Genomic DNA, 20,988 nt, shown 5'->3' with positions numbered 1-20,988 from the left:
GGCGGTCGCCTCGATCGGTCGGCCGGACACCGGAGTGGTGCCCGTCGCATATTGGACATACGAGGCGGCGCCCTCCTCACGCTCGTGACATGTGACGTGCATCACAGCTCCGTGTGGGGGTACCCGCTCGTCCGAGTCTGCGTGGGAGCGTCATGACCGAACGCGCTGCTTCCCCACAACTGGGAGGCGACCTGCCCGACCGCCTGCTGGCCGTACGGGCGGCCGAGGGAGACGAGGACTCCTTCGCCGTTCTCGTCCAGCGGCACAGCCGGTCCCTCCTGGCCCTGGCCCGCTGCATGCTGGGCAACCCCCAGGACGCCGAAGAGGCCGTTCAGGACGCCTTCGTCAGCGCCTGGAGGCGACTGCCGGAATACCGCCACAGCGCGGAGTTCCGCACCTGGATGTACCGGATCACCGTCAACCGCTGCCTGACCATGCGCCGCCGCCGACCGCCGCCCCTCCCCCTGGACACCGTCGCCGAACCCGCCACGGCCGATGCATGGAGCCAGCCGGCCCGGACCGCCGAGCAGGACGCGGCCACGGCCGCCCTGTCCCGCGCGCTCGCCGAGCTGGAGGCCGGACAGCGGGTCTGCTGGATCCTGCGGGAGGTGCAGGGCCTGCCCTACAAGGAGATAGCCCATGTGACGCGGAGCAGCGAGCAGACGGTACGCGGCAGACTGTTCAGGGCACGCCGATCCCTGCAGGAGGCGATGGGCCCATGGCGCTAGACGACCCGCACACGCGGCCTTCCGAACCGCCCGGAGCCGACCGGCCCCGCAACGGCTCAGCCGCCGCCGACATGCCCCCGTTCGCAGGCGATAAGGTACTGCCCTGCGGCCGCCTGCTCAGCCGGGTCTGGGAACAGGCGCAGGACGCGGCACCGGCCGTGGACCCGCACACGGTGTCCTGTCCTCACTGCCGCGAGGCCGTCGAGGGACTGGCCACGGTGAACGCGGCCACCCGGGCGCTGCGCGCCGAGGACCCTCCCGGCCTGCACGCACTCGCCGACCGCGTCATGAACGTGGTCAGGGCAGAGATCCGGCTCGGGCGGCTGCTGCCCCTGGCCGACCCGGACCTCGAACTTCGGATCGCCGAGAGCGCCGCGGCGAAGGTACTGAGGCAGGCCGCGGACACGGTCCCCGGTGCCAGGGCTGCGGCCTGCCGGCTCGTACCCGAGGGCAACGGCACCGACGTGCGGGTGACCATGACCCTGGCCGCCGCCCTCGACCGCCCGCTGCCCGACCGGGTCCATCAGGTACGCCGATCGGTCCTCCGATCGGCCGGACAGGACCTGGGGCTCGCGGTGACGGCCGTCGACATCACCGTGGTCGACGTACTGGAGCCGGGGCCAGCCCTCGGCCCCCGCCTCCCGACGGGCGGTGGCACGTGATGACCGCCACCGGCACCACCGCGCTCCTCGGTGTCGCGGCCGAGGCAGCCCTCGCGGTCCCCGGCGTGGCTGGCCTGCAACCCCGCCTTGCACACCGCCTCGCGGCAGCCGCCGCGCCCACCCGGGCGGACACAACCACGCCTCACCGCACGCCGCCCGAGGCCGGCATCCGTGCCGACCGGGCGCCGGACGGTTCGGGATGGCACATCGAGGTGCGCTGCGTCCTGGCCGAGGGCCGGCGGGCGCTGGACATCGCCCGGGACGTCCACGACCAGGTGGGTGCCGCCCTTGTCTCCCACCTCGCCGCCCTCGGTGCCGCGGAGCCGGTCACCGTCGCGGTCACGGTGACCGGCATCGCAGCCCGGCCCGACGTGGCATGAGAAGCGCGCGCACCGGCCCCGCGAACCGTCGCTCCAGGGCACGTGGTGCACGCCGGCTTCCCGGAGATGGTCTGGCACGGCGGGAAGCTAGCAGACAACAGACCTGACCTGCGAGAACTCATGAGCTGGTTCGGCCAACAGGCCACCCTTGCCGGCGCAGCGCTCACGACGCGGCCGTCCACGCTTGCCTCAGGCCGTCGGGTCCCAGACCCCGCCGGCTGTGCCACGGGCGAGGTGCTCGGCGTAGACGCCGACCTTCCAGGCGATGACGGATCGGCACTCCTCCAGCGCCTGAATCTGTGCGTCGACGCGCTGGCGATGGGCGTCGAGCAGCCGTAGCCGTTCTGCCTCGTTGCCCGGTCCGTGGCGTACCAGTTCGGCGAAGTGCTTGAGGTCGGCGAGCGGCATACCGGATTCGCGGAGTTTGACGCAGATCAGCAGCCAGTCGACATCGAAGGAGGTGTAGCGCCGCCTGCCGCCCGACGTGCGCTGGACCGGCCCGACGAGCAGGCCCTCGCGCTCGTAGAAGCGCAGTGCGTGCACGCTCAGTCCGGTCCGCTCGGCGACCTCGCCGATACTCAGCGACTGCGCGGCAGCCTCGGTGGTCGTCATGCCGTTCACTCCGGGACTTGATCTAGACCTCGCTCTAGATCATAGCGTCAGCGGCATGACCATTACCGATCAGCAGCCGCTCGGCTCGCCCTTCTGCGCCACCAGCACCGCCGAGGACATCGTGGCCGGCCGTGACCTTTCCGGCAGGACCGCTGTGGTGACCGGGGGCTACTCCGGACTCGGCCTGGAGACCACCAGGGCTCTGACGGCCGCCGGGGCCCGGGTCATCGTTCCGGCCCGCCGCCCCGGTGTCGCCCGTGTCGCTCTGGAGGAGGTGAAGGGCTGCGAGATCCTCCCCATGGACCTGACCGACCCCGCCGGCGTCCGCTCAGCCGCCGCGCGCATCGGCGACCGGCTCGACCGGCTCGACCTCCTGATGGCCGTCGCCGGAGTCATGGCCACCCCGGAGCGGCGCGTCGGACCCGGCTGGGAAGTCCAGCTCACCGCCAACCACTTCGGGCACTTCATCCTCGCCTGCGAGCTCTACCCTCTCCTGGCCGCCGCGGGCGGCGCGCGCGTCGTCGTCAACAGCTCCGCCGGACACACGCTGACCGGCATCCGCTGGCACGACCCGCACTTCCGCACCGGCTACGACAAGTGGCTGGCCTACGGCCAGGCCAAGACCGCCAACGCCCTGTTCGCCGTACACCTCGACACCCTCGGGCACAACGACGGCGTCCGAGCGTTCGCCCTCCACCCCGGCAAGATCATCACCGGTCTGCAGCGCGAGATGACGCTCCAGGCGCAGATCGACCGCGGGTGGGTGGACGAACACGGCAACGTGATCGGCGCCGACTTCAAGACCCCCTCTCAGGGTGCCGCCACCGGCCTGTGGGCCGCCACCTCCCCGCTCCTCGACAGCCGCGGCGGGCTCTACCTGGAGGACTGCGACGTCGCCCGCGTCTCCGCCCCTGACGAGCCCATGGATGACGGAGGCGTCCGCGCGTACGCCATCGACCCCGACGAGGCCGCCCGGCTCTGGGACCTGTCCCTCGCCGCGACCGGCGCCAGGCCGATCACCCCATGAAAGGGGCGAGGCGCGCATGCGTTGGCGTGTGCTCCTGTGCCGCGGTCGAGAGCCTGATGTGGGCACCGTCGCGCGCCGGATGATGTGGGAACCGTCGCACGCCGGATGATCTCCGCCTTGCTGGACGCCGACATCGGCTCCAACCGTTTCGCACTTCCGTCGCGGTGCGGCAAGGTGTGGAGGTGAGCAGTTCCTTACACCAACCACCGGCCGGAGCCGCCGGGGATCACATCGACTTCCGCGGCAGCATCTTCACCGGGCCCGTCCTGGGCAAGGGGCAACCGCCCGCGCCACCCCGCTCTCCTGCCCCGTGGCCGCATCAGGTGGGGACCATCCCGCCAACGGCGGGTTTCTTCCAGCATCGCAGCGAAGCCGCCGGGCTGCACAACGAACTGCCCCGTGACCAGGCCACCTTCTCGGCGGAGCTGGACGGTGCGCATGGGCAGGTGCTGACGGGCATGGGCGGTGTCGGCAAGACCCAGCTGGCCGCCCACCACGCCCGCACCGTCTGGCAGACCGGGCAGGTGGACGTACTGGTCTGGATCACCGCCAGCACATCCTCGGCAGTCGTCACCGGTTACACGCAGGCTGCCGTGGAGCTCCTGGGCGCCGACCCGGCCTACCCGGACAGTGCCGTACGTGCCTTTCTGGCCTGGCTGGAGCCCAAGGCCCACGGGACACCAGCCCGGTGGCTCATAGTCCTCGATGACGTCACCGATCCCAACGACATGCGCGGGCTGTGGCCGCCGGCCAGCCCGCACGGCCGAACCCTGACAACCACCCGGCGCCAGGACGCCGCCCTGACCGGCCACGGCCGCCGACTGATCCGAGTCGGCCTGTTCACCGAAGCCGAGTCCCTGAACTACCTCACCGCGGCGCTGGCCGCACACGACCGCCGCGACCCCGCAGAACAGCTCACCGGGCTCGCCAAGGACCTGGGGCACCTGCCGCTCGCCCTGTCCCAGGCCGTCGCTTACCTCATAGACACCGGCATCACCGTGGGCGACTACCGGACACTGCTGTCCGACCGCAGCCGCTCCCTGGCCGACGCCGCCCCCGAAGCCCTGCCCGACGACCAGCCCCACACCATGGACGCCGCCTGGTCCCTGTCCGTCGACCGCGCCAACTCCCTCCGCCCCGCCGGCCTGGGCCGCCCCCTGCTCCAGCTCGCCGCTTTCCTCGACCCCAACGGCATCCCGGAAAGCGTCCTGACCAGCGCCCCCGTCCTGACCCATCTCACCAGCGCTCTCCACGACGACACCGAACGGCAGCCGGCCCCCGTCACCGCTGAGCAGGCGCGGTTGACGCTGAGCGCGCTGCGTCGGCTCAGCCTTGTCGACCACTCCCCCGACCCCGGTCACCCGACGGTCCGTATCCACCAACTCGTCCAGCGGGCCGTCCGTGACACCCTCACCCCCGACCAGCACGGCCAGACCGCCCGCACCGCCGCTGACGCCCTGGTCGCGGCCTGGCCCGAGATAGACCGCGACACCGTCCTGGCTCAGGCATTACGTGCCAATGCGGCCGCTCTCATCAGTTACGCGGAGCAGTCGCTGCACCAGTCCAGCACTCATCTCGTGCTGTACCGCGCGGGAAGAAGTCTCGGCGAAGCCGGACAGGTCGACGCCGCCTGCGCGTATTTCGACCGCCTCACCAAGACCACTACCGCCTACCTGGGCCCCGACCACCCCAACGCCTTCGGCGCGCGCAGCAATCTGGCCCACTATCGAGGTGAGGCCGGGGACGCAAGGGGTGCTGTCACGGCGCTTGCCGAACTGCTGGACAGCATGCAGCACACACTGGGCGCCGATCACCACTACACCCTCACCACCCGAAGCCTTCTGGCCCGGTGGCAGGGGCGTGCCGGAGATCCGGCCGGAGCGGCCGCCACGCTGCGTGAAGTGCTCGCCGACCGGCTCCAAGTACTGGGCCCCGACCACCCCGACACCCTCGCCGCCCGGGCGAATCTCGCCCGGTGGCGAGGAGAGGCCGGAGATGCGGAGGGCGCCGCCGCCGCGTTCGCCGAGCTGCAGCACGATGTGGTGCGCGTGCTGGGCCCGGACCATCCCGACAGCCTGACCACGCGCGCCCACCTCGCCCAGTGGCGGGGTGAGGCCGGGGACACAACCGGCGCCGCCACGGCTTACGCCGGGCTGCTGGGCTCTATGGTGCGAGTCCTCGGTCCTGACCACCCCCATACCCTCGCCACCCGCAACAATCTCGTCTTCTGGCGGGGAATGGCCGGGGACGCGGCCGGCGCCGCCGCCGCCATCGCCGAGCACCTGCACGATGTGGTACGAGTTCTGGGCCCGGACCACCCCGACACGCTCACCACCCGCGACAACCTCGCCCGTTGGCGAGGAGAGGCCGGGGATGCGGCCGGCGCCGCCGCCGCCATAGCGGAGCTCCTGAACGACATGATGCGGGTCCTGGGCCCAGAACATCCCCGCACTCTCGGCAGCCGGAACAATCTCGCATACTGGCGCGGGATGGCTGGGGATGCCGCCGGCGCCGTCGCGACGCTCACCGTACTGGTGGACGACGTCAGGCGGGCCCTCGGACCGGACCACCCCCACACGCTCACCGTCCGAGGCAATCTCGCCCGATGGCGAGGAGAGGCCGGGGACGCGGCGGGCGCCGCCGCCGCGTTCGCCGAGCTGCAGCACGACGTGGCGAGAGTGCGGGGCCCCAATGACTCGGAGTACTTCAACAGCTGGTTCAGTTACGCGCATTGGACAGGCATCGCAGATGAGAGCAACCGCGCCGGCAGCTGAGTCCCGTCCCGTAGCGATCTGTTGACCGGCGGGTGGTGAGGCGTCGCCTCAGCCGCCTCAGCGGTGGGGACTTGGTACTTCCGGGTGCCGGCTATCGCGGGCGCAACCAGGCATGGAGGCGCCTCAATGTTCGTCATCATGCAGGTGAGCAGCTTCAGGCCCCGGGTTCGATCCTTTTCGTGGGGCATGAGACCGTCTGGTCGTGCCAGAGATGATGAGTGGGCTGCAGGCGGCCTTGGCTGAGGCGTCGTCTCCTTCGTGGACGCAACGTGTTCGTTCGGGGCGTGACCTTGCTTCCTTCGCCGAAGTTCCTGAGGCTGCAGAAGCGCTGGTGAAGCTACTGCTGGACGTCGAGGACACGGCGGTGACTCGACAGACGGCCCAGGCCTTGGCCCGGGTGGGGACGGTGGCCGCCATAAGGCTCATCGCTCTCGCGGTTGCCGAGGCCGACGACAGCCAGGCCAACTGGCTGCAGACCGGGGTACATGACGCGCTCGTGGGGCCGGACGGTGTGCCGGACGTCGCAGCGGCCTGCGAGAAGCTCGCCCGGGATCCGGAAGAAGCGGTCCGTCGGGGCGCCTCGGACATCTCGGCGTGGACGGACGACACAAGGCGCTGATCGGAACCGAGCTGCCTGTGGGCTCGTTCATGCGGTCGACCGCCTGGGGAGGCGGGGTTCGTCGGAAGCCCTGGATGAAAGCCCATGCGCCGCTACGGCCTTCGACGCCGCTGGCGAGCGACGCGGCACGATCGAACCACTCGGCCCACCGAACTGGGGTGCCTTTCTTGCCGAGCAGTGTGGAACAGCCGTGGCGCGGCAGCGCAAGCGTGTCCTTTCTGCCTCCCCCGTGCCGTCCGGTGCCCGCGCGCTCGCGGGGAGCACGCGGGCGCTCAGAGCGTTGGCCGGGCAGCCGCCGGGCGCATCGAGTGGTGCGCCGGTCAGGTGACAGACCGGAAAGGGCTGACCGGGAAAGCCGTCAGACCACCAGCTCGGCCAGCCGTTGCGTGAGGTCCTCTCGGCGTGCCTTGACGTACGCGAACTGGCGTACCGGCGTGCAGCCCCGGGACAGCTTCACCGCGTCCGAGCCGGTGGAGTAGTGGATGTGCGTCAGGCCCTCGGCCATGGCCAGACGCAGCAGCTCGTAATAGACGAGACCGAAGTACAGCGGCAGCCGCCCCTTCGCCGCGTAGTCGAAGCCGCCTTGACGGGCGTACATCTGCCCGCCGTGGGTGAAGGTCAGCACGAAACCCGCCAGCTCACCGTCCAGGTGGGCGGTGGTGACCCGGGCCGCCGCACCGGCGTGAGCGGCCACGCTGCGCAGTACCGCGAGGAAGGCCGCCGCGTCCGCGGGCGTCCCGTGCCTGGCGTACAGGGCTGTCTCCAACGGGGCGATCCGCTCGATGAGTTCCTCGGTGAGCGGCTGGGTCCGGTAGGTGACGCCCGCCTCCGCCAGCACCCGGACCTCCTTGCGGATCTTCACCCGGTGCCGCGACGGGAACCGGGCGAGATACGTGCCGAAGTCCCCGTCGGCCGGCACGTCCAGGGAGTATGCCGTCTGCCCGGGAAGGACGGTGTACCGCCTGGACTCCAGCACCTGGCGCAGCAGGGTGTCGTCCTCGTCGACGTACAGGAACGAGACCGCCTCCAGGCCGGCCCGCCACGCCTCGTCCTCCGCGGTCGTGACGAGCCGGCGGACCACCGCGTGCTGCTCCTCGGGCGGCAGGCCGGCGCGCACTCCGGCCTTGGTGTGCGAGGGGTTGCGGCCGCCGCAGGCCAGCGCGGGCATGAGCGCGCCGGCCCAGTCGGCGGTCTGCCCGGTCAGCCGCTCGTGGATCGAGGCGATCACGCGTCCGGGGGCGCAGAAGACGTACGGGGTGCCCGCCTCCAGCGGGTAGGCGGGCAGTGCCGCCAACGGCTCGCCGTCCTGCATGGCCGTGAAGTAGTACGGAGGGGTGGCCGCGGTCGCCTGGGCGTGCCGCAGCCACGGGGACGTCGAGTAGAAGCCCCGCGACCCGAACAGCGCGTCCCAGCGCTCCGTGTCGACTTCCGTCAGGTCCCGGTGCACGGCCACGTCCCACGCGGCGGTGCCCTCGGCCGGGGCGGCTGTCACCGCTCGTCCTCGTCGGCCGCGAAGACCGGGGTGAGCTGGCCGAGCGCGGACTCGGCGCGGCGTACCGCGTCGCCGGTGGTGTCGCCCACGGCGACGACGTACCCGAGCAGGTCCAGGTTGCTCTCGGCCGGCCGCACCCGGTCCCCAGGGTGGACCTCCAGGTCCACCTCCGCCACGCCCGGGATGAGCCGTGCCAGGTCCACGCCCTCGACGCGGGCCAGGGTGCCGGTGCGGTGCGCGGCCAGGTAGCGGGAGGCGGCGGCACGGTCGCGCGTGCGGGTGAGGTCGGCGGCCTGCCCGGCGTGCAGCCGGACGACCTCCCGCTGCAGGTAGACACCCGTCGCCTCACGTATCAGCTGGGTGATCTCGGCGCCGGGCATGCGCCCGTTGACCTCCACGATCCGCGGTCCCTCGGCGGTCACCTTCACCTCGACATGGGCGGCCCCGAAGTCGTGGCCGACCGCGTCCAGGGCACGCCGGGCCAGGTCGGCGCAGCTCCGTCGGACCGGTTCGGACAGCATCGAGGGGAAGGTGTCGCCCATCTCCACGAAGCAGGGGTGGGGGCCGAGTGCCTTGTCGGTGACGCCGAGGATGTGCCGCTCGCCGTCCACGAGGACCGACTCCACGCTGACCTCGAAGCCGACCAGGTACTCCTCGACCAGTACGCCGGGACGGCGCGGCTGGCCGCGGAAGTCGGTGGGGCTCGCGGTCAGGTCGCGGTAGGCCGCCACCACCTCGGCGGGCGTGCGGCACAGGGTGACCCCGATGCTCGCGGACTCCGTCATCGGCTTGACCACGCACGGGTAGCCGAGGCGGTCGGCCGCGGCCAGCGCGTCGGCCTCCCCGGTCGCCTGGTGGTAGTCCGGCACCGCGACACCGGCCGCCCGGCACGCGTCGCGCATCAGCAGCTTGTCCCGGCAGTTCCGGGCCCCCTCGGGAGACAGCCCGGGCAGACCGAAGCGGGCGGCGACCTCGGCGACGATCGGGATGTTGTAGTCGGTGACGGTCATCACCCCGCTCAGCCGGCCCGCGGCGTGGAACGGGGTGAGCGCGGCGACGACCGCGTCGACGGAGTTGGTGTCCGTGGTGATGACCTCGTCGAGGTGCTTGGCGTACACCTCGTCGGCCAGGCTGACCACTCGGTAGCGGTCCGGGTCGTTGCTCACCAGGACGGTGTGGAAGCCCAGTTCGTGGGCGGCCCGCAGGGGGGTCAGGCCGAAGTTCGACAACTGGCTCTCGACGACGGCGAGGACACCGGGTTCAGTGCTCATGGCTGTGCCTTTCGGATTCGGGCGTCGTGCATCGGACGCGGTCGTCTTCCCGGGCCGCGGCGACGGCCGCGGCGATCGGCCGCCGGGCGGCCAGGGTAAGGAGCAGAGCGGCGCAGGTACACGCGGCGGGCAGGCCGAGGGCCGTGACCGGGCCGGCGCTGTCGGCGACCGCACCGGTGAGCGCGGAGCCCAGCGCACCGCCCACGGCGATGAAACTGCCCACGCCGGCGAACGCCTCCGTCATCCGGTGTCGCGCCGTCATGTCGCCGATCAACTGGAACTCCTCGGCGCCGGTGGGGGCCATGGGGAGCCCGCTCAGCGCCAGCAGCGCGCCCAGCAGGACGAGCGTCCAGGCCGCGGGCAGGCCCGCGCGGTGGGCCAGGGCGGCCGACGGCAGCACGGCCAGCGCGAGGGTCAGGACCACCAGGAGCCGTACGTATCGGTGGAAGGTGCTGCCGCCGCGGGTTCGGGCGCCGTAGAGCAGACCGCCCACGACGCTGCCCGCGGACTGCAGAGCGACCAGTGATCCGGCCAGTTCGGGGGCGGATCCCTGATCGCGCAGCGTCGCCGTGACGGCCACCGCCAGTGCGCTGGACAGGGCTGCGGTGAGGGCGATCGCGGCGAGCACCGACAGCGCGGCGGCACCGCGCCGGGTGTCCCGGCCCGCCGCGCGGCGGGGCACGGGCGCGCGGCGGCGCACGATGCCCGCCTGCCCGTAGCCCACCGCTCCCGCTCCCAGCAGCACGGCGGTGGCCAGCAGCGCGGTGCGGGCCCCGAGGAGCCAGCCGAGCGCGCTGACCACCGACGGCCCCAGCACGAACAGCAGTTCACTGAGGGTCGACTCGAACGCGTAGGCCCGCTTGCGCAGGTCCTCGTCGTCGGTGAGGTCCTGCCACATCGCCCGCGCCGACGCACCCACCGGAGCCGTGGCCAGGCCCGCGCAGCAGGCCACGGCGAACAGGACGCCGGTGGGCGCGCGGGACGCCCCGAGCGCGGCGGCGACCAGCAGTGCGCCGACCAGCGGCCCGGTGATCCGCAGCACGGGCGCCGGGCCGCGCCGGTCCATCAGCCGGCCGATGAACGGTCCGCCCGCGGCGCTGCCGAGGGCGTACACCGCTCCGGCACCACCCGCCACTGCCACGGACCGGTCCGACTGGACCAGGGCCAGCAGCAGGGCGAGCGGCACCATCGTGCCGGCCAGGCGCGCGAGCGCGGCGGGCACCGCCGCCGCACTCGCGCCGGGGAGCCTCAGCAGCTCGGCGTAACTCCTGAGCATCACGACGACTCGGACGGTTGGGCACCCGGGTCGGCCAGCCGGAACACGTCGGCTCCCGTCTCCGCCCGCCAGACCAGTTCCTCCTGGTCCCCGTCGAACGCGACCACGGCGGCCCTGGTCCGGATGAAGTTGTTGCTCCGGCCGAGCGAGTAGGCGCCCGTGTCGTGCAGGCACAGCAGGTCGCCGACCCGTATGTCCTCGGGCAGGTCGACGGAGGCGGCGTGGATGTCGTTCTCGTAGCACAACGGTCCGGCCACCGACCACGCGGTGGTCGTCGGCGCGTAGGCACGGCCGAGCGGCACCAGGCGGTGCACCTCGCCGCTGCCCGTCCAGGGAGCGACGTTGTTGCCGCCGTCCAGGATCAGCCAGCGGGCGTCCGGCAGTTCCTTGCGCGACATCACCCGGGTCACCAGGGCCATCGCGTCGGAGACCAGCCAACGCCCCGGCTCGCAGGCCAGGCCGACGTCGGCCAGGCCCACCTCCCGCAGCCGCTTGTCCACGTCGGCCAGCAGCCCGGGCACGTCCAGGACCGGCTCCGGGTCCGGCAACGGGGTGCTGCCCTGCTGCCCCCACAGCGCCGTGAGCGGGCCGGTGCGGGGGCGGCGGATGCCCGGGACGCCGAAGCCGCCGCCGATGTTGACCTCGCGCAGCCCGACCGTGCGGTGCAGAGCCGCGGCCTCCCGCAGGATCGGCTCCAGCGCGGCCACCATCAGCTCCTGGTGCACGATCTGGCTGCTGAGGTGGGCGTGTACCGCTGTCAGCGACAGGTGCGGGCAGGCCGTGATCCGCTCGACGAGACCGGCGAGCTGCGCGGAGCCGGCCGGCCAGCCGAAGCGGTTGCGGCGGGCGGCCCGTTCGGCCAGTGCCCGGTACGACGGGTCCGGCGACGTCGACAACGGCAGCCCCGGGGAGATCCGGATGCCGACCTCGATCGTCCGCCCGGCGGCCGCGGCCAGCCGCTCCAGCGTCTCGATCTCCTGCTCGCCGTCGATGTTGACCCGTACTCCGTGCCGTACGGCCGCCGCCAGCTCTTCCTCGGTCTTCACCGGGCCGTTGAACACGATGGCCTCCGGCGGGAATCCGGCGGCCAGCGCGGCGTCCAGCTCGTAGCCGGAGACCACGTCGGCGCCCATGCCGTGACCGGCGAGCCGCCGGCACAGATAGGGCAGGTAGTTGGTCTTCACCGAGTAGTAGACCCGCGTGGGCCTGCTCAACGAGTCCAGTGCCGTGAGCAGTTCGCGGGCCGCGCGGTCGAGCCGCCCGGCATCCAGCACCTGCACCGGAGTGCCGTGCCGGCCCGCGATGTCGACCAGGCGGTCGTAGTCCCAGTCCGCGGCGGTCCGGGGGTCCTGTGCGAGGCGGCTCACGATTCGGCCTCCGTCCCGGCCGCGGCGTACCGCGAGGTCCCCGTCAGCAGCCGGAACCCGGCGTCGATGTGGTCGCGCTCCAGCAGGTCGGCGTAACGGCGGTGCCACGCGCCCGAGTCGAGGTCGGCGCGCAGTCGGGCCACGCCGCGCTCGACGGCCGCCGGATCGGTCAGTGCGAACGCCGAGCAGGCCCGCCGGACGGCCGGCTCCAGGTATGCCTCCGGCCGGCGCCAGAAGGCGGTCATGAAACCGTCGGTGAAGTCGTGCCAGACGGGCAGTTCGACGACCTCGCAGGGTCCGAGCAACGCGGTGAGCCGCTCCAGCGACGGGACCCGGGAACGCTCGGCGTCGGCGATCTCCGGTACGTAGTCCCGGGTGAACCAGTAGTCGGCCTGGACGTCCATGTCGTAGGTGACGACGGCGAACCGGTCGGCCACGCGGAGGAGTTCGGCGATCCCGGCCTCCAGGTCCGACCAGTGGTGGACGGTCAGCACGGCCATGGCCGCGTCGAAGGTCCGGTCGTCGAAGGGCAGGTTCTCGGCGCGGCCCGCCATGCAGGGGGCGCTGCCCGCGCCCCGCTGGGCGCGCATCTCCCGTGAGGGTTCGACAGCGATCACCTGGAGGCCCTCCGGCTCGTACGCGCCTGAACCGGCTCCCAGGTTCAGGACCGTACGCGCGTCTCCCAGGGACTCGCGGATCAGCGCGGCCCAGCGCGGGTCGGGGCGGCGGACGGTGGAGTAACCTACGCCGATGCGGTCATAGACGGCAGCCGTGCCCGAGTTGGCGGCGGACGGGCTGTCGAGAACGGTGTGGGTCACAGGGCTCACGCCTCACTGTTGCTCGCGAGGACCTCGGCCTCGTACTCCTCGCCATAGCGCCGGTGCTCCCACGGGTTCACCGCGACCAGCCACACGTCGCGGTGGCCGCCCTTCTCGCTGAGGTGCTCGATGTCGGTCACGTGATGGAACATCAACCGGTCGTCGAAGCAGATCGCCTGGCCGTCCTGGAGGGTGGTGGTGAAGAACGGCTCACCACCGCCGAGCGGCATCAACTGCGTCTGGCCGCCGTATATGTTGTGCCGCCGGGTCACGGCGACGATGCCGTAGTGGTGGCCGTCGCGGTGCGGGCCCTCGGGCGCCGCCACTCCCTCCACCTCCGGGGTGGACACGACCCGGCACTGGTGCACGTTCAGCTGCCAAGCGGTGCCCTTGTCCAGATCCAGAGCCTCGGCACCGGCCGCGATCAGCGGCGTGGGGTCCACCGTCAGCGCTTCCAGGGTGCGCAGTTGGCCGCCGACCAGGTCGTTGTACTTGCGGGGCTGGGCGAAGTGACGGTGCGGCAGGAGTTCGAGCTTCCACTCGCCGTCGTGGACCAGCCGGAACTGCGAGAAGCGGCGGTAGCGCTGTTCCGAGCCCGTGTACGGGTCGAGCGGGAGGTTCTCGAACTGGGAGAGGGTGTACTCGTCCAGTTCCGGTGTATCGATGATCGTGAAGCCCTGTGCGTTCAAAGCCATGCCTGACTTCCTCCTTCGCGCTCCGGGACCCCGTGCCGCAGGCCCCCGAGCTACACGGATCAGTGATTGCGAAGGACGCTAGTCAGGTGCGAACCAAAGGTAAATGATCTTGTAGGTCGAGCAGCCCAGTACCCTCTTCGACAAAATGGCGTGTTGACCGGGGATGGCGAGTATGGAATCGGCAAGTGACACTCAACCCTCTGGGCGGTTACGGAATTTGACGGTATGTCGGACGTGACCGACCCATCGAGGAGACACGCTCCAGCCGGAGGTGCGGCACCGGACGCCGACGGGCAGGTGACCGTTGACCTCGACGCTCCGACACCGCCGCCGAACACATCAACGGCCACCCGGCTGACCCTGACTCAGCCGCCGAAGCAGCTTCGGCGGGGACGCCGGACACCGATCCGCACCGACCGACACACCCACACACCGATCGCGGAACTGGAACCGCGCCACCGTCAGCGGGGCTGGGCCGAGGACAGCATCCGCGCCGTCGGCCTGCGCCGCCCAGGTCGTCACCACGGAGCCGGGGACCGCTGAATGATGTGGTGAGCAGAGCCCGGACAGGCGGGCATTACGCTCCGTAACGTACTGATCGGTATGTGGACACCGCGTGCGCCGTGACCTGTGTATGCCGCATCATCTTGCTGCGCCCAGGCTGGGTGCATCCGCACCAACGCAAGCGACGAGTTGGGGGCCACATGAGTAATGACGCCGCATTACAAGGGACGCTGCAGCGGGTGTACAGCCACGTGTTGAACCATGACGTGGGGCACGGCGTCTCGGCCACTGAGCTTGCCGCAGAGCTCGTGCTGCCTCAACCGGAAGCCGGTGCCTCCGTCGAAACCCTCCTGAAAATGGGGCTGTTGTGCCGCCGCACGGGCGACCGGCTCGTAGCGGTGCCACCTGATCAGGCGGCAACCGACGTCCTCGGTCCGCAGGAACGCGAAATGCGTACACAGCGTGCCCGGATCGAGAGGATGCGGAGAGAATACGCCTCCTTCATGCCCGCGTTCGAGGCGAGCATGACGAATCAGCACAGAAGTCGTGTCCAATTGCTGGAGAACCTCGCCGATGTGCGTGCGGCGATCACTGACCTGGTGACCCATTGCAAGGAGGAAATCCTCACCGCGCAGCCCGGGGGTGGACGCGAGGAGAGCGTTCTCGAGGAGGCCGCATCCCGCGACGAGGAGGCCCTCAGCCGAGGGGTCAGCATGAAGATCCTCTATCAGCACACGGCCCTCTTCAGCCGGGGCACCAACGTCTACATCGACCTGGTCACCGGCCTCGGCGCCCAGGTACGTACCCTCGACGACCACTTCATGCGCATGCTGATCTTCGACCGGAAGACCGCGCTGATCGCGATACCGGGCAATCCCCAAGGGGCCGCACTCATCGAGGAGCCGAACATGGTGGCTTTCGTGGTGCATACGCATGAGAGGCTGTGGCTGGCCGCCGAGCCACTACCTGTCGGCACCGACACCCGGGCCGGGATCACCGACAGCCTCAAGCAGATGATCATCCGCCTCCTCACCGAGGGCATGACGGACGCCTCCATTGCCACCCGTCTGGGCATGTCCGTCCGCACCTGTCGACGTCACGTCGCCGAGATCATGGCCGAACTAGAAGCGCAGAGCCGCTTTCAGGCGGGGTACCTGCTGGCCGCCCGGGAACTCATGGACACATGACGCCGTAAGGACTACCGGTCCGGGACGGGCTGACACCTGCCCGTCCCGGACCGGCACCCGCGTGAGTCACCGCTCCAGCGGCTTGTGCGCTCCTTCCGGCAGCCGCAGATACACCAGCCCGGACAGCAGGCACAGCAGCGCCACGTACCACGGGAAGGTGCTGGGAACGCCCAGTTCCCTGAAGAGCGTTCCCACGTACGGAGCAGTCCCCCCGAAGAGCGCCACAGTGAGGGAGTACGGGAATCCGATGCCTGCCGCGCGCACCCGAGCGGGGAAGACCTCGGCGTTCACGGCGGCCGCGATCGAGGAGTACCCGGTGAGCAGCAGCAGCCCGGTGCACTGCACGAACAGCAGCGACGCGAAGGAGTCGGAGAGCAGGTTCAGCAGAGGCACGCAGAGCACGGCGAAGCCGAGCGCGAAGCCGATGAGCATGGGGCGGCGGCCGATCCGGTCCGAGAGCATGCCGCCCAACGGCTGCACCAGTGCGAAGAAGACCAAGGAGATGGTGCCGACCAGGAGCGACTCGCCCTTGTCGAAGCCCTCGTCGACTTGTGCGTACGTGGGCAGATAGGCGGTCCAGGTGTAGAAGGCGATGGTGCCGCCCATGGTGATGCCGCAGATGCGCATGGACTCCCGGGGGTAGGCACGCAGGGCCTCGAAGAGACCGGCGCGGGCCGTCGGCCGCACTTCGCCGCCTGTCTCCTGGGCGCCGTACCGCACCCACAGGCCGAGAAGGCTGAGCAGTGCGCCGATGAGGAAAGGAATCCGCCAGCCCCACGCGTGCATCGATGCGTCATCGAGCGTGAGCACCATGAGCGCGGCCGTCCCGGAGGCCAGGATCTGCCCGGCGGTGGCGGAGACGTAGTGGAAGCTGGAGAACAGCCCACGTCTGCCCGGCCCCGCCGACTCCACCAGAAACGTGGTGCTCGCTGCGAACTCACCGCCCGCGGACAGCCCCTGGAGCAGCCGAGCCAGCACCAGGATCACCGGACCGAGGGCTCCGGCGGACGCGTACGTGGGAGTGAGCGCCACCACCAGGCAGCTGGCACCCATCAGCAAGAGGGTGGTGGTGAGCGCCGCACGCCGGCCTTTGCGGTCGGCGACCGCGCCCAGCAGCAGACCGCCGAGGGGCCGGGCGAAGAAGCCGACCGCGAAGACGGCGAACGTCGACAGCAGTGGCACCAGGGAGTTCTCCGCCTCCTGGGGGAAAATCTCAGCTGCGATGTAGACGGCCAGGAAGGTGTAGATGTGCCAGTCGTACCACTCCACGACGTTGCCGACGGATGCCACGAGCAGCTGGCGGCCTCTTCTCGGGGGCAGGGAAGTGACGGACATGTCGTCCATCGCCGACCAGTAAGTCATGTGGGCTTCCCCGTTCCATCTTCAGCAGTCCGATAGAGAATTCACACGCGCTCCGTGACGTCCTGGTGTACGCGCCGCATTCCGGCGCCGCGTCACGGCGGGCTCCTCCGCCCGGAGCCGCCCCGGTCACTTCTGTCCGCCTGGGGTGGGCCCGGGCCGCCCGGACGGCGTCAGCGCCGCCGCGAGCCGAGTGAGTGCCTCACGCATCAGGGGCTCGTCGTGCACCAGGGCGACTCGTACGTACCCGGCCCCCGGGTTCACCCCGTCCGCGCCGGCGGCCGCCAGGTAGCGGCCGGGCATGACGGTGAGCGCGTGGGACCGCCACAGGTGTCGGGCCGTCGCCTCGTCGTCCGCCACGGGAAGCCAGAGGAAGAAGCCGGCTGCGGCCCTTCGGTAGTGGGGGACGTCCTTCAGTGTCGCGTCCGCGAGCGCCCAGTTCCTCGCCAGCGACGCCCGGGCCGTCGCCACATGCGCGTCGTCCGACCAGAGCGCGGTGGCGACGGCGTTCACGGGCGCCGGTGCCGAGACGCCGCACACCCTGTTGTAGCCCGCGTAGGCGGCCACGGTCTCCGGGTCACCGGCGGCGAAGCCACTGCGCAGTCCCGGCGCCGCCGATCGCTTGGACAGGCTGTGCAGCACGAGGAAGGGCCCGGGTGCGCCCAGGTCCCGCTCCACCAAGGAGAGGAATCCGGGCGGTGTCCGGTCGGGTGACAGGTCCGTGTAGCACTCGTCGACGATGAGCAGGGCCCCGGCCTCGGCGGCGGTCTTCGCCACCATGCTCAGGGTGTCCGCGGAAAGGATCTCGCCCCGGGGGTTGCCGGGGTTGCAGAGGATGACGGCGGCGACGCGTTCGCCCGCGGCGGTGACGGCCGCCGCGACGGACGCGGGGTCACCGTCGTCATCCAGGGTGTAGAAGACCGGTTCGGCGCCGGCCGCCTCGGCGCCGGCGCGGTATGTCGGATAGAAAGGGTTCGGCATGACCACCGCAGGCGCTCGGCCACGGGCACGCTCGACGGCACAGGCGACGGCCATCGCCACCGCCACCGCCACCGCCTGCTTGGTACCCGGGGTGGGTTCGACGGCGATCCGCCCTTCGGCGAGGCTTCGCCGGACGCCGAAGCGACGCTCCAGCCAATGGCCGTACGCGTCGCGCAGCTCGGCGCTGCCACCGAGCTGGGGATAGCGGGTCCACTGCTCGGCGACGGCCAGGGGTGCGACGTCGATCGAGGGCGGACACAGCCGGGACTCCCCCAGCTGAAGCGGGATCGGGTCGAGCCCAGGCGGCGCGGGTATGCCATGGAGCAGATCGCGCAGGCGGGCGAATGCGCTGCGGGCAGGCTTCATCGGTCAGTCTCGCACCAGATCGTTCAGTGCCGTCTTGCCCCGTGTCCGCTCATCCGCATATTTCACGATGATCGCGGCATAGACCGAAAGGTCGGGTCGGTGGGGGTCGGTGCGTGAGCCGGGGACCACGACGGCGTTCTCGGGCACCTCGCCGTGGGACACGTGACCGGACGCGCGGTCCACGATGGGCGTGGAACGTCCCAGGAACACCCCCATGCCGATGACCGCGCCGCGGCGGACACGCACGCCTTCGGCGATCTCGCTGCGCGCGCCGATGAAGACCTCGTCCTCGATGACGACGGGGTCGTCGCCGATCGGTTCGAGGACGCCGCCGATGCCCGCGCCGCCGGAGATGTGGCAGCGTTCGCCGATCTGGGCGCAGGATCCCACCGTGGCCCAGGTGTCGACCATGGTGCCGGCCCCGACGTACGCGCCGATGTTCACGAACGACGGCATCAGCACCGCTCCGGGCGCCACATGGGCCCCGTGGCGGACGATCGCGCCGGGCACGACCCGGACCCGCGCCTTCTGGAAGTCGCTGTCCTGCCACTCCTCGAACTTGAGGGGTACCTTGTCGAAGCTCTTGGGCTGCCCGGCACCGGATGTGGACGCCGTGTTGTCATGGACCAGGAACGACAGCAAGATCAGCTTCTTGACGAAAGTGTCGGTGACCCAAGCTCCGCCCACCGGGTTCGCGGCTCGCAGTTCGCCCCGGTCAAGGGCCCCAAGGCCGTATTCGACGTGCGGCGCGAGCGTGCGCAACTCGTCCTCGGTCAGGGCGGTACGGCGCTCGAATGCCTCTTCGATCAGCGTCCTGTTCTGCACACTGTTCACCTTTGATCCTCGTGGCTCGGGTGCTCGTGGTGCCGGGACCGGCGGGCAGCCGCGCCGAGCACGGCCTCGGGCTGCCGGCGGACCGTGGCCATGTAGTCCTCGAACTGCTCCGCCCGCCGGATCTCGACGACGTCGTCGTCCTCGGTCAGGAGCAGCTCGGCGGGCCGCAGGCGCCCGTTGTAGGTGAAACCCATGGCGTGCCCGTGGGCGCCGGTGTCGTGGATGAGGACGACGTCGCCCACGCGCGGCTCGGGCAGCGAACGGTCGACCGCGAATTTGTCCATGTTCTCGCAGAGCGCCCCGACCACGTCGACCTCGGACTCGGGCCGCCCGGCCGCGAAGGGAAGAGTCAGGTGGTGGTAGGCGCCGTAGAACCCGGGCCTCATGAGGGCGGACATCGACGCGTCCAGACCGACGACGTCGCGGGCCTTGCGGGAGCGGTTGACGACGCTCGCCACGAGGACCCCGTGCGGGCCGGTCACGTAGCGCCCGCACTCCATCAGGATCCGCGGGCCGTCCTGTCCGGGAAAGCAGCGCCGTCTCGCCGCCAGGATGGCGTCCGCGTAGGCGTGGAAGTCCAGCGGCTCGTCCTGCGGCCGGTACGGGATCCCCAGACCGCCTCCCACATTGAGGTAGTCGAAGGCAATACCGGTGGTGGCGGTGATCTGGGCGGCGAGTTCGATCAGGTCGACGGCCGCCCGGCTCGCCCGGCGTACATCGAGTTCGTTGGCGCAGGTCATGCCGTGGATGCCGAAGCGGGTCGCTCCCCGGCGCCGCGCATCCCGGTAGGCGTCGGCCAACTGGTCCACGGGCACACCGAACTTGGTGTGCGCGGTGTCCCCCATGAGTGCGGAACCGGCGGCGAGGCCGTGGGGCGACACCCGGAAGGCGACGGTGTCCGGCAGGGTCTCGGCCCTGTCGAAGATGGATCTGTCGTCGAAGGTGACCAGGGCCCCCGCCTTGAGGGCCAGATCGTACTCCGCGGGTGCGGTGTTGTTCGATGTGAAGACCACGTCCCGGCCGCTCGCGCCCAGTCTTTCCGCCAGCTCCAGTTCGACCGGTGAGGCACAGTCGAGGCCGCTTCCCTCGCGCAGGAGCAGGGACAGCACGTGCGGATTGGGCAGGGCCTTCACGGCGAAGTACTCCCGGAAGGGCTCGTCGGCGAAGGCGTCGACCATGCCGCGGTAGGTGTCGATGATCCCCCGCGCGTCGTAGATGTGGAACGGGGTTCCGTAGGCGGCGACGATCTCGTCGAGTACGGGCAGCAGCCGTTGGGCGAACCCGTCCGGTATAGGCAATTCTCCGCCTCTCTGCGATGGAAGCCGGTGCCGGCCGCGGTCAGGGAACGCGCGCGATGCAGACCGTGCGGTTACGTGGTCCGCTGAGCGGGCGGTTGTAGGAGAAGTAGTAGCTCTCCACGGGCACGTAACCGACGGCGGCCAGGGCGTCCTGGAGGTAGTCCTTGGAGATGAACCAGAAGTCCGCCACTCGCTCGTGCGGACTGAAGTGCGCCTCAGGGTCCCGTGGCGCGTCATTGGAGAAGAGCAGGTGCGTCCCGGCCTTCAGTTCCAGTTGCGCCAGCTTGCCGAGGGCGGGCCCGACGTGGTCGTTCGTGTCGAAGACGTGGCCGAGGAACCCGTCCGCGTAGATGGCGTCCGTGTCACGTACGTCCTCGGGCCGGAGGGCGAAGTAGTCGGCGGTGAAGGCGTCCACGCCCTTCTGCCTGGCGAGTTCGACCGCCTCTTCGTTCACGTCGATGCCGCGGACGGTGCGGTCGCGGACGGCTAGTGCACCTTCCACGGCCGCGTTACCGCAGCCGAGCGAGAATATGCTTCCCCCCTCACAGGTCAGCGCGAGCAGTTTGTCCACCATGTGGGAGCGGTATTCGGGTATGTAGGTCGACGGGGTGATGGAGTCGTTGAACGCTCCGCCGTTCTCCCAGATGCCGTAGATGTTCGTGGTCTCCTCGCCCACGGAACGCTGCGATGTGTAGTAGTCGCGAACCAGGTTCAGGTTCTGCGTCGTCTGGGTCATCT

At 70.7% G+C, this 20,988-nt stretch carries 19 protein-coding genes; 7 read left to right on the top strand and 12 right to left on the bottom strand.

The window, feature by feature from the left end; genetic code table 11:
• Positions 1-152: 152 nt before the first annotated feature.
• Genes ACIGYR_RS16825 through ACIGYR_RS16815 form a run of 3 tightly spaced genes read left to right on the top strand, consistent with a single transcriptional unit; the run spans position 153 to position 1,770 of the window.
• Positions 153-728 (top strand): RNA polymerase sigma factor, encoded by a 576-nt coding sequence (locus tag ACIGYR_RS16825; RefSeq protein ID WP_399599986.1) that lies wholly within the window; start codon positions 153-155, stop codon positions 726-728.
• The gene (locus tag ACIGYR_RS16820; protein WP_399599983.1) at positions 719-1,390 is read left to right on the top strand and encodes a hypothetical protein; all 672 of its coding nucleotides are present in this window, start codon (positions 719-721) and stop codon (positions 1,388-1,390) included. The genes ACIGYR_RS16825 and ACIGYR_RS16820 overlap by 10 nt, the downstream gene beginning before the upstream one ends.
• On the top strand, positions 1,390-1,770 hold the full coding sequence (locus ACIGYR_RS16815) for a hypothetical protein (protein WP_399599980.1): 381 nt from the start codon (positions 1,390-1,392) through the stop codon (positions 1,768-1,770). Before ACIGYR_RS16820 ends, ACIGYR_RS16815 begins: the two co-directional genes overlap by 1 nt.
• Positions 1,771-1,959: 189 nt before the next feature.
• Here ACIGYR_RS16815 and ACIGYR_RS16810 read toward each other — a convergent pair whose 3' ends face one another.
• Entirely contained in the window at positions 1,960-2,382 is a 423-nt protein-coding gene (locus ACIGYR_RS16810; RefSeq protein ID WP_399599979.1) for a MerR family transcriptional regulator, read from the bottom strand.
• Between the two features lie 55 nt (positions 2,383-2,437).
• On the opposite strand from ACIGYR_RS16810, the gene ACIGYR_RS16805 reads away from it, so the two are divergent.
• The 3 genes from ACIGYR_RS16805 (at position 2,438) to ACIGYR_RS16795 (ending at position 6,802) form a co-directional block, all read left to right on the top strand.
• The gene (locus ACIGYR_RS16805) at positions 2,438-3,409 is read left to right on the top strand and encodes an SDR family NAD(P)-dependent oxidoreductase (RefSeq protein WP_399599976.1); all 972 of its coding nucleotides are present in this window, start codon (positions 2,438-2,440) and stop codon (positions 3,407-3,409) included.
• Positions 3,410-3,591: 182 nt separating this feature from the next.
• Positions 3,592-6,183: a tetratricopeptide repeat protein gene (locus ACIGYR_RS16800; protein ID WP_399599973.1), complete on the top strand. Its 2,592-nt coding sequence runs from the start codon at positions 3,592-3,594 to the stop codon at positions 6,181-6,183.
• Between the two features lie 211 nt (positions 6,184-6,394).
• Positions 6,395-6,802 (top strand): hypothetical protein, encoded by a 408-nt coding sequence (locus ACIGYR_RS16795; protein WP_399600248.1) that lies wholly within the window; start codon positions 6,395-6,397, stop codon positions 6,800-6,802.
• A gap of 358 nt (positions 6,803-7,160) precedes the next feature.
• On the opposite strand, the gene ACIGYR_RS16790 is transcribed toward ACIGYR_RS16795, so the two are convergent.
• Genes ACIGYR_RS16790 through ACIGYR_RS16765 form a run of 6 tightly spaced genes read right to left on the bottom strand, consistent with a single transcriptional unit; the run spans position 7,161 to position 13,721 of the window.
• The gene (locus ACIGYR_RS16790) at positions 7,161-8,294 is read right to left on the bottom strand and encodes a GNAT family N-acetyltransferase (protein ID WP_399599970.1); all 1,134 of its coding nucleotides are present in this window, start codon (positions 8,292-8,294) and stop codon (positions 7,161-7,163) included.
• A complete protein-coding gene (locus ACIGYR_RS16785) occupies positions 8,291-9,565 on the bottom strand; it encodes an ATP-grasp domain-containing protein (RefSeq protein ID WP_399599968.1) in 1,275 nt (424 codons plus the stop codon). Before ACIGYR_RS16785 ends, ACIGYR_RS16790 begins: the two co-directional genes overlap by 4 nt.
• A complete protein-coding gene (locus ACIGYR_RS16780; protein WP_399600246.1) occupies positions 9,555-10,841 on the bottom strand; it encodes an MFS transporter in 1,287 nt (428 codons plus the stop codon). The genes ACIGYR_RS16785 and ACIGYR_RS16780 overlap by 11 nt, the downstream gene beginning before the upstream one ends.
• Positions 10,841-12,208, bottom strand: coding sequence for a diaminopimelate decarboxylase family protein (locus tag ACIGYR_RS16775; protein WP_399599965.1), 1,368 nt, complete (start codon positions 12,206-12,208; stop codon positions 10,841-10,843). Before ACIGYR_RS16775 ends, ACIGYR_RS16780 begins: the two co-directional genes overlap by 1 nt.
• On the bottom strand, positions 12,205-13,035 hold the full coding sequence (locus tag ACIGYR_RS16770; protein ID WP_399599963.1) for a class I SAM-dependent methyltransferase: 831 nt from the start codon (positions 13,033-13,035) through the stop codon (positions 12,205-12,207). Before ACIGYR_RS16770 ends, ACIGYR_RS16775 begins: the two co-directional genes overlap by 4 nt.
• Positions 13,032-13,721 carry a 2OG-Fe dioxygenase family protein gene (locus ACIGYR_RS16765; protein WP_399599960.1) on the bottom strand — a complete coding sequence of 230 codons (690 nt, stop codon included), beginning with the start codon at positions 13,719-13,721 and terminating at the stop codon, positions 13,032-13,034. Before ACIGYR_RS16765 ends, ACIGYR_RS16770 begins: the two co-directional genes overlap by 4 nt.
• Before the next feature lie 704 nt (positions 13,722-14,425).
• On the opposite strand from ACIGYR_RS16765, the gene ACIGYR_RS16760 reads away from it, so the two are divergent.
• Positions 14,426-15,412, top strand: coding sequence for a LuxR C-terminal-related transcriptional regulator (locus ACIGYR_RS16760; protein ID WP_399599957.1), 987 nt, complete (start codon positions 14,426-14,428; stop codon positions 15,410-15,412).
• Between the two features lie 66 nt (positions 15,413-15,478).
• Here ACIGYR_RS16760 and ACIGYR_RS16755 read toward each other — a convergent pair whose 3' ends face one another.
• The 5 genes from ACIGYR_RS16755 to ACIGYR_RS16735 all read right to left on the bottom strand — a co-directional run bounded on the left by ACIGYR_RS16755 (position 15,479) and on the right by ACIGYR_RS16735 (position 20,986).
• Positions 15,479-16,774, bottom strand: coding sequence for an MFS transporter (locus ACIGYR_RS16755; RefSeq protein ID WP_399599954.1), 1,296 nt, complete (start codon positions 16,772-16,774; stop codon positions 15,479-15,481).
• Between the two features lie 126 nt (positions 16,775-16,900).
• Complete coding sequence (locus ACIGYR_RS16750; RefSeq protein WP_399599951.1) at positions 16,901-18,118, bottom strand: aminotransferase class I/II-fold pyridoxal phosphate-dependent enzyme; 1,218 nt, start codon at positions 18,116-18,118, stop codon at positions 16,901-16,903.
• 3 nt (positions 18,119-18,121) lie between these two features.
• Positions 18,122-18,952, bottom strand: coding sequence for a 2,3,4,5-tetrahydropyridine-2,6-dicarboxylate N-succinyltransferase (locus ACIGYR_RS16745; RefSeq protein WP_399599950.1), 831 nt, complete (start codon positions 18,950-18,952; stop codon positions 18,122-18,124).
• Positions 18,949-20,250: a diaminopimelate decarboxylase gene (locus tag ACIGYR_RS16740; protein ID WP_399599948.1), complete on the bottom strand. Its 1,302-nt coding sequence runs from the start codon at positions 20,248-20,250 to the stop codon at positions 18,949-18,951. The genes ACIGYR_RS16745 and ACIGYR_RS16740 overlap by 4 nt, the downstream gene beginning before the upstream one ends.
• 40 nt (positions 20,251-20,290) lie before the next feature.
• Positions 20,291-20,986, bottom strand: a complete 696-nt coding sequence (locus tag ACIGYR_RS16735) for a class I SAM-dependent methyltransferase (RefSeq protein WP_399599946.1) — start codon at positions 20,984-20,986, stop codon at positions 20,291-20,293.
• Positions 20,987-20,988 lie beyond the last annotated feature (2 nt).

This window comes from Streptomyces sp. NPDC053076 (genome assembly GCF_044546845.1).
Classification (GTDB): Bacteria; Actinomycetota; Actinomycetes; order Streptomycetales; family Streptomycetaceae; genus Streptomyces.
This window is presented reverse-complemented; position numbering and strand designations above follow the sequence as displayed.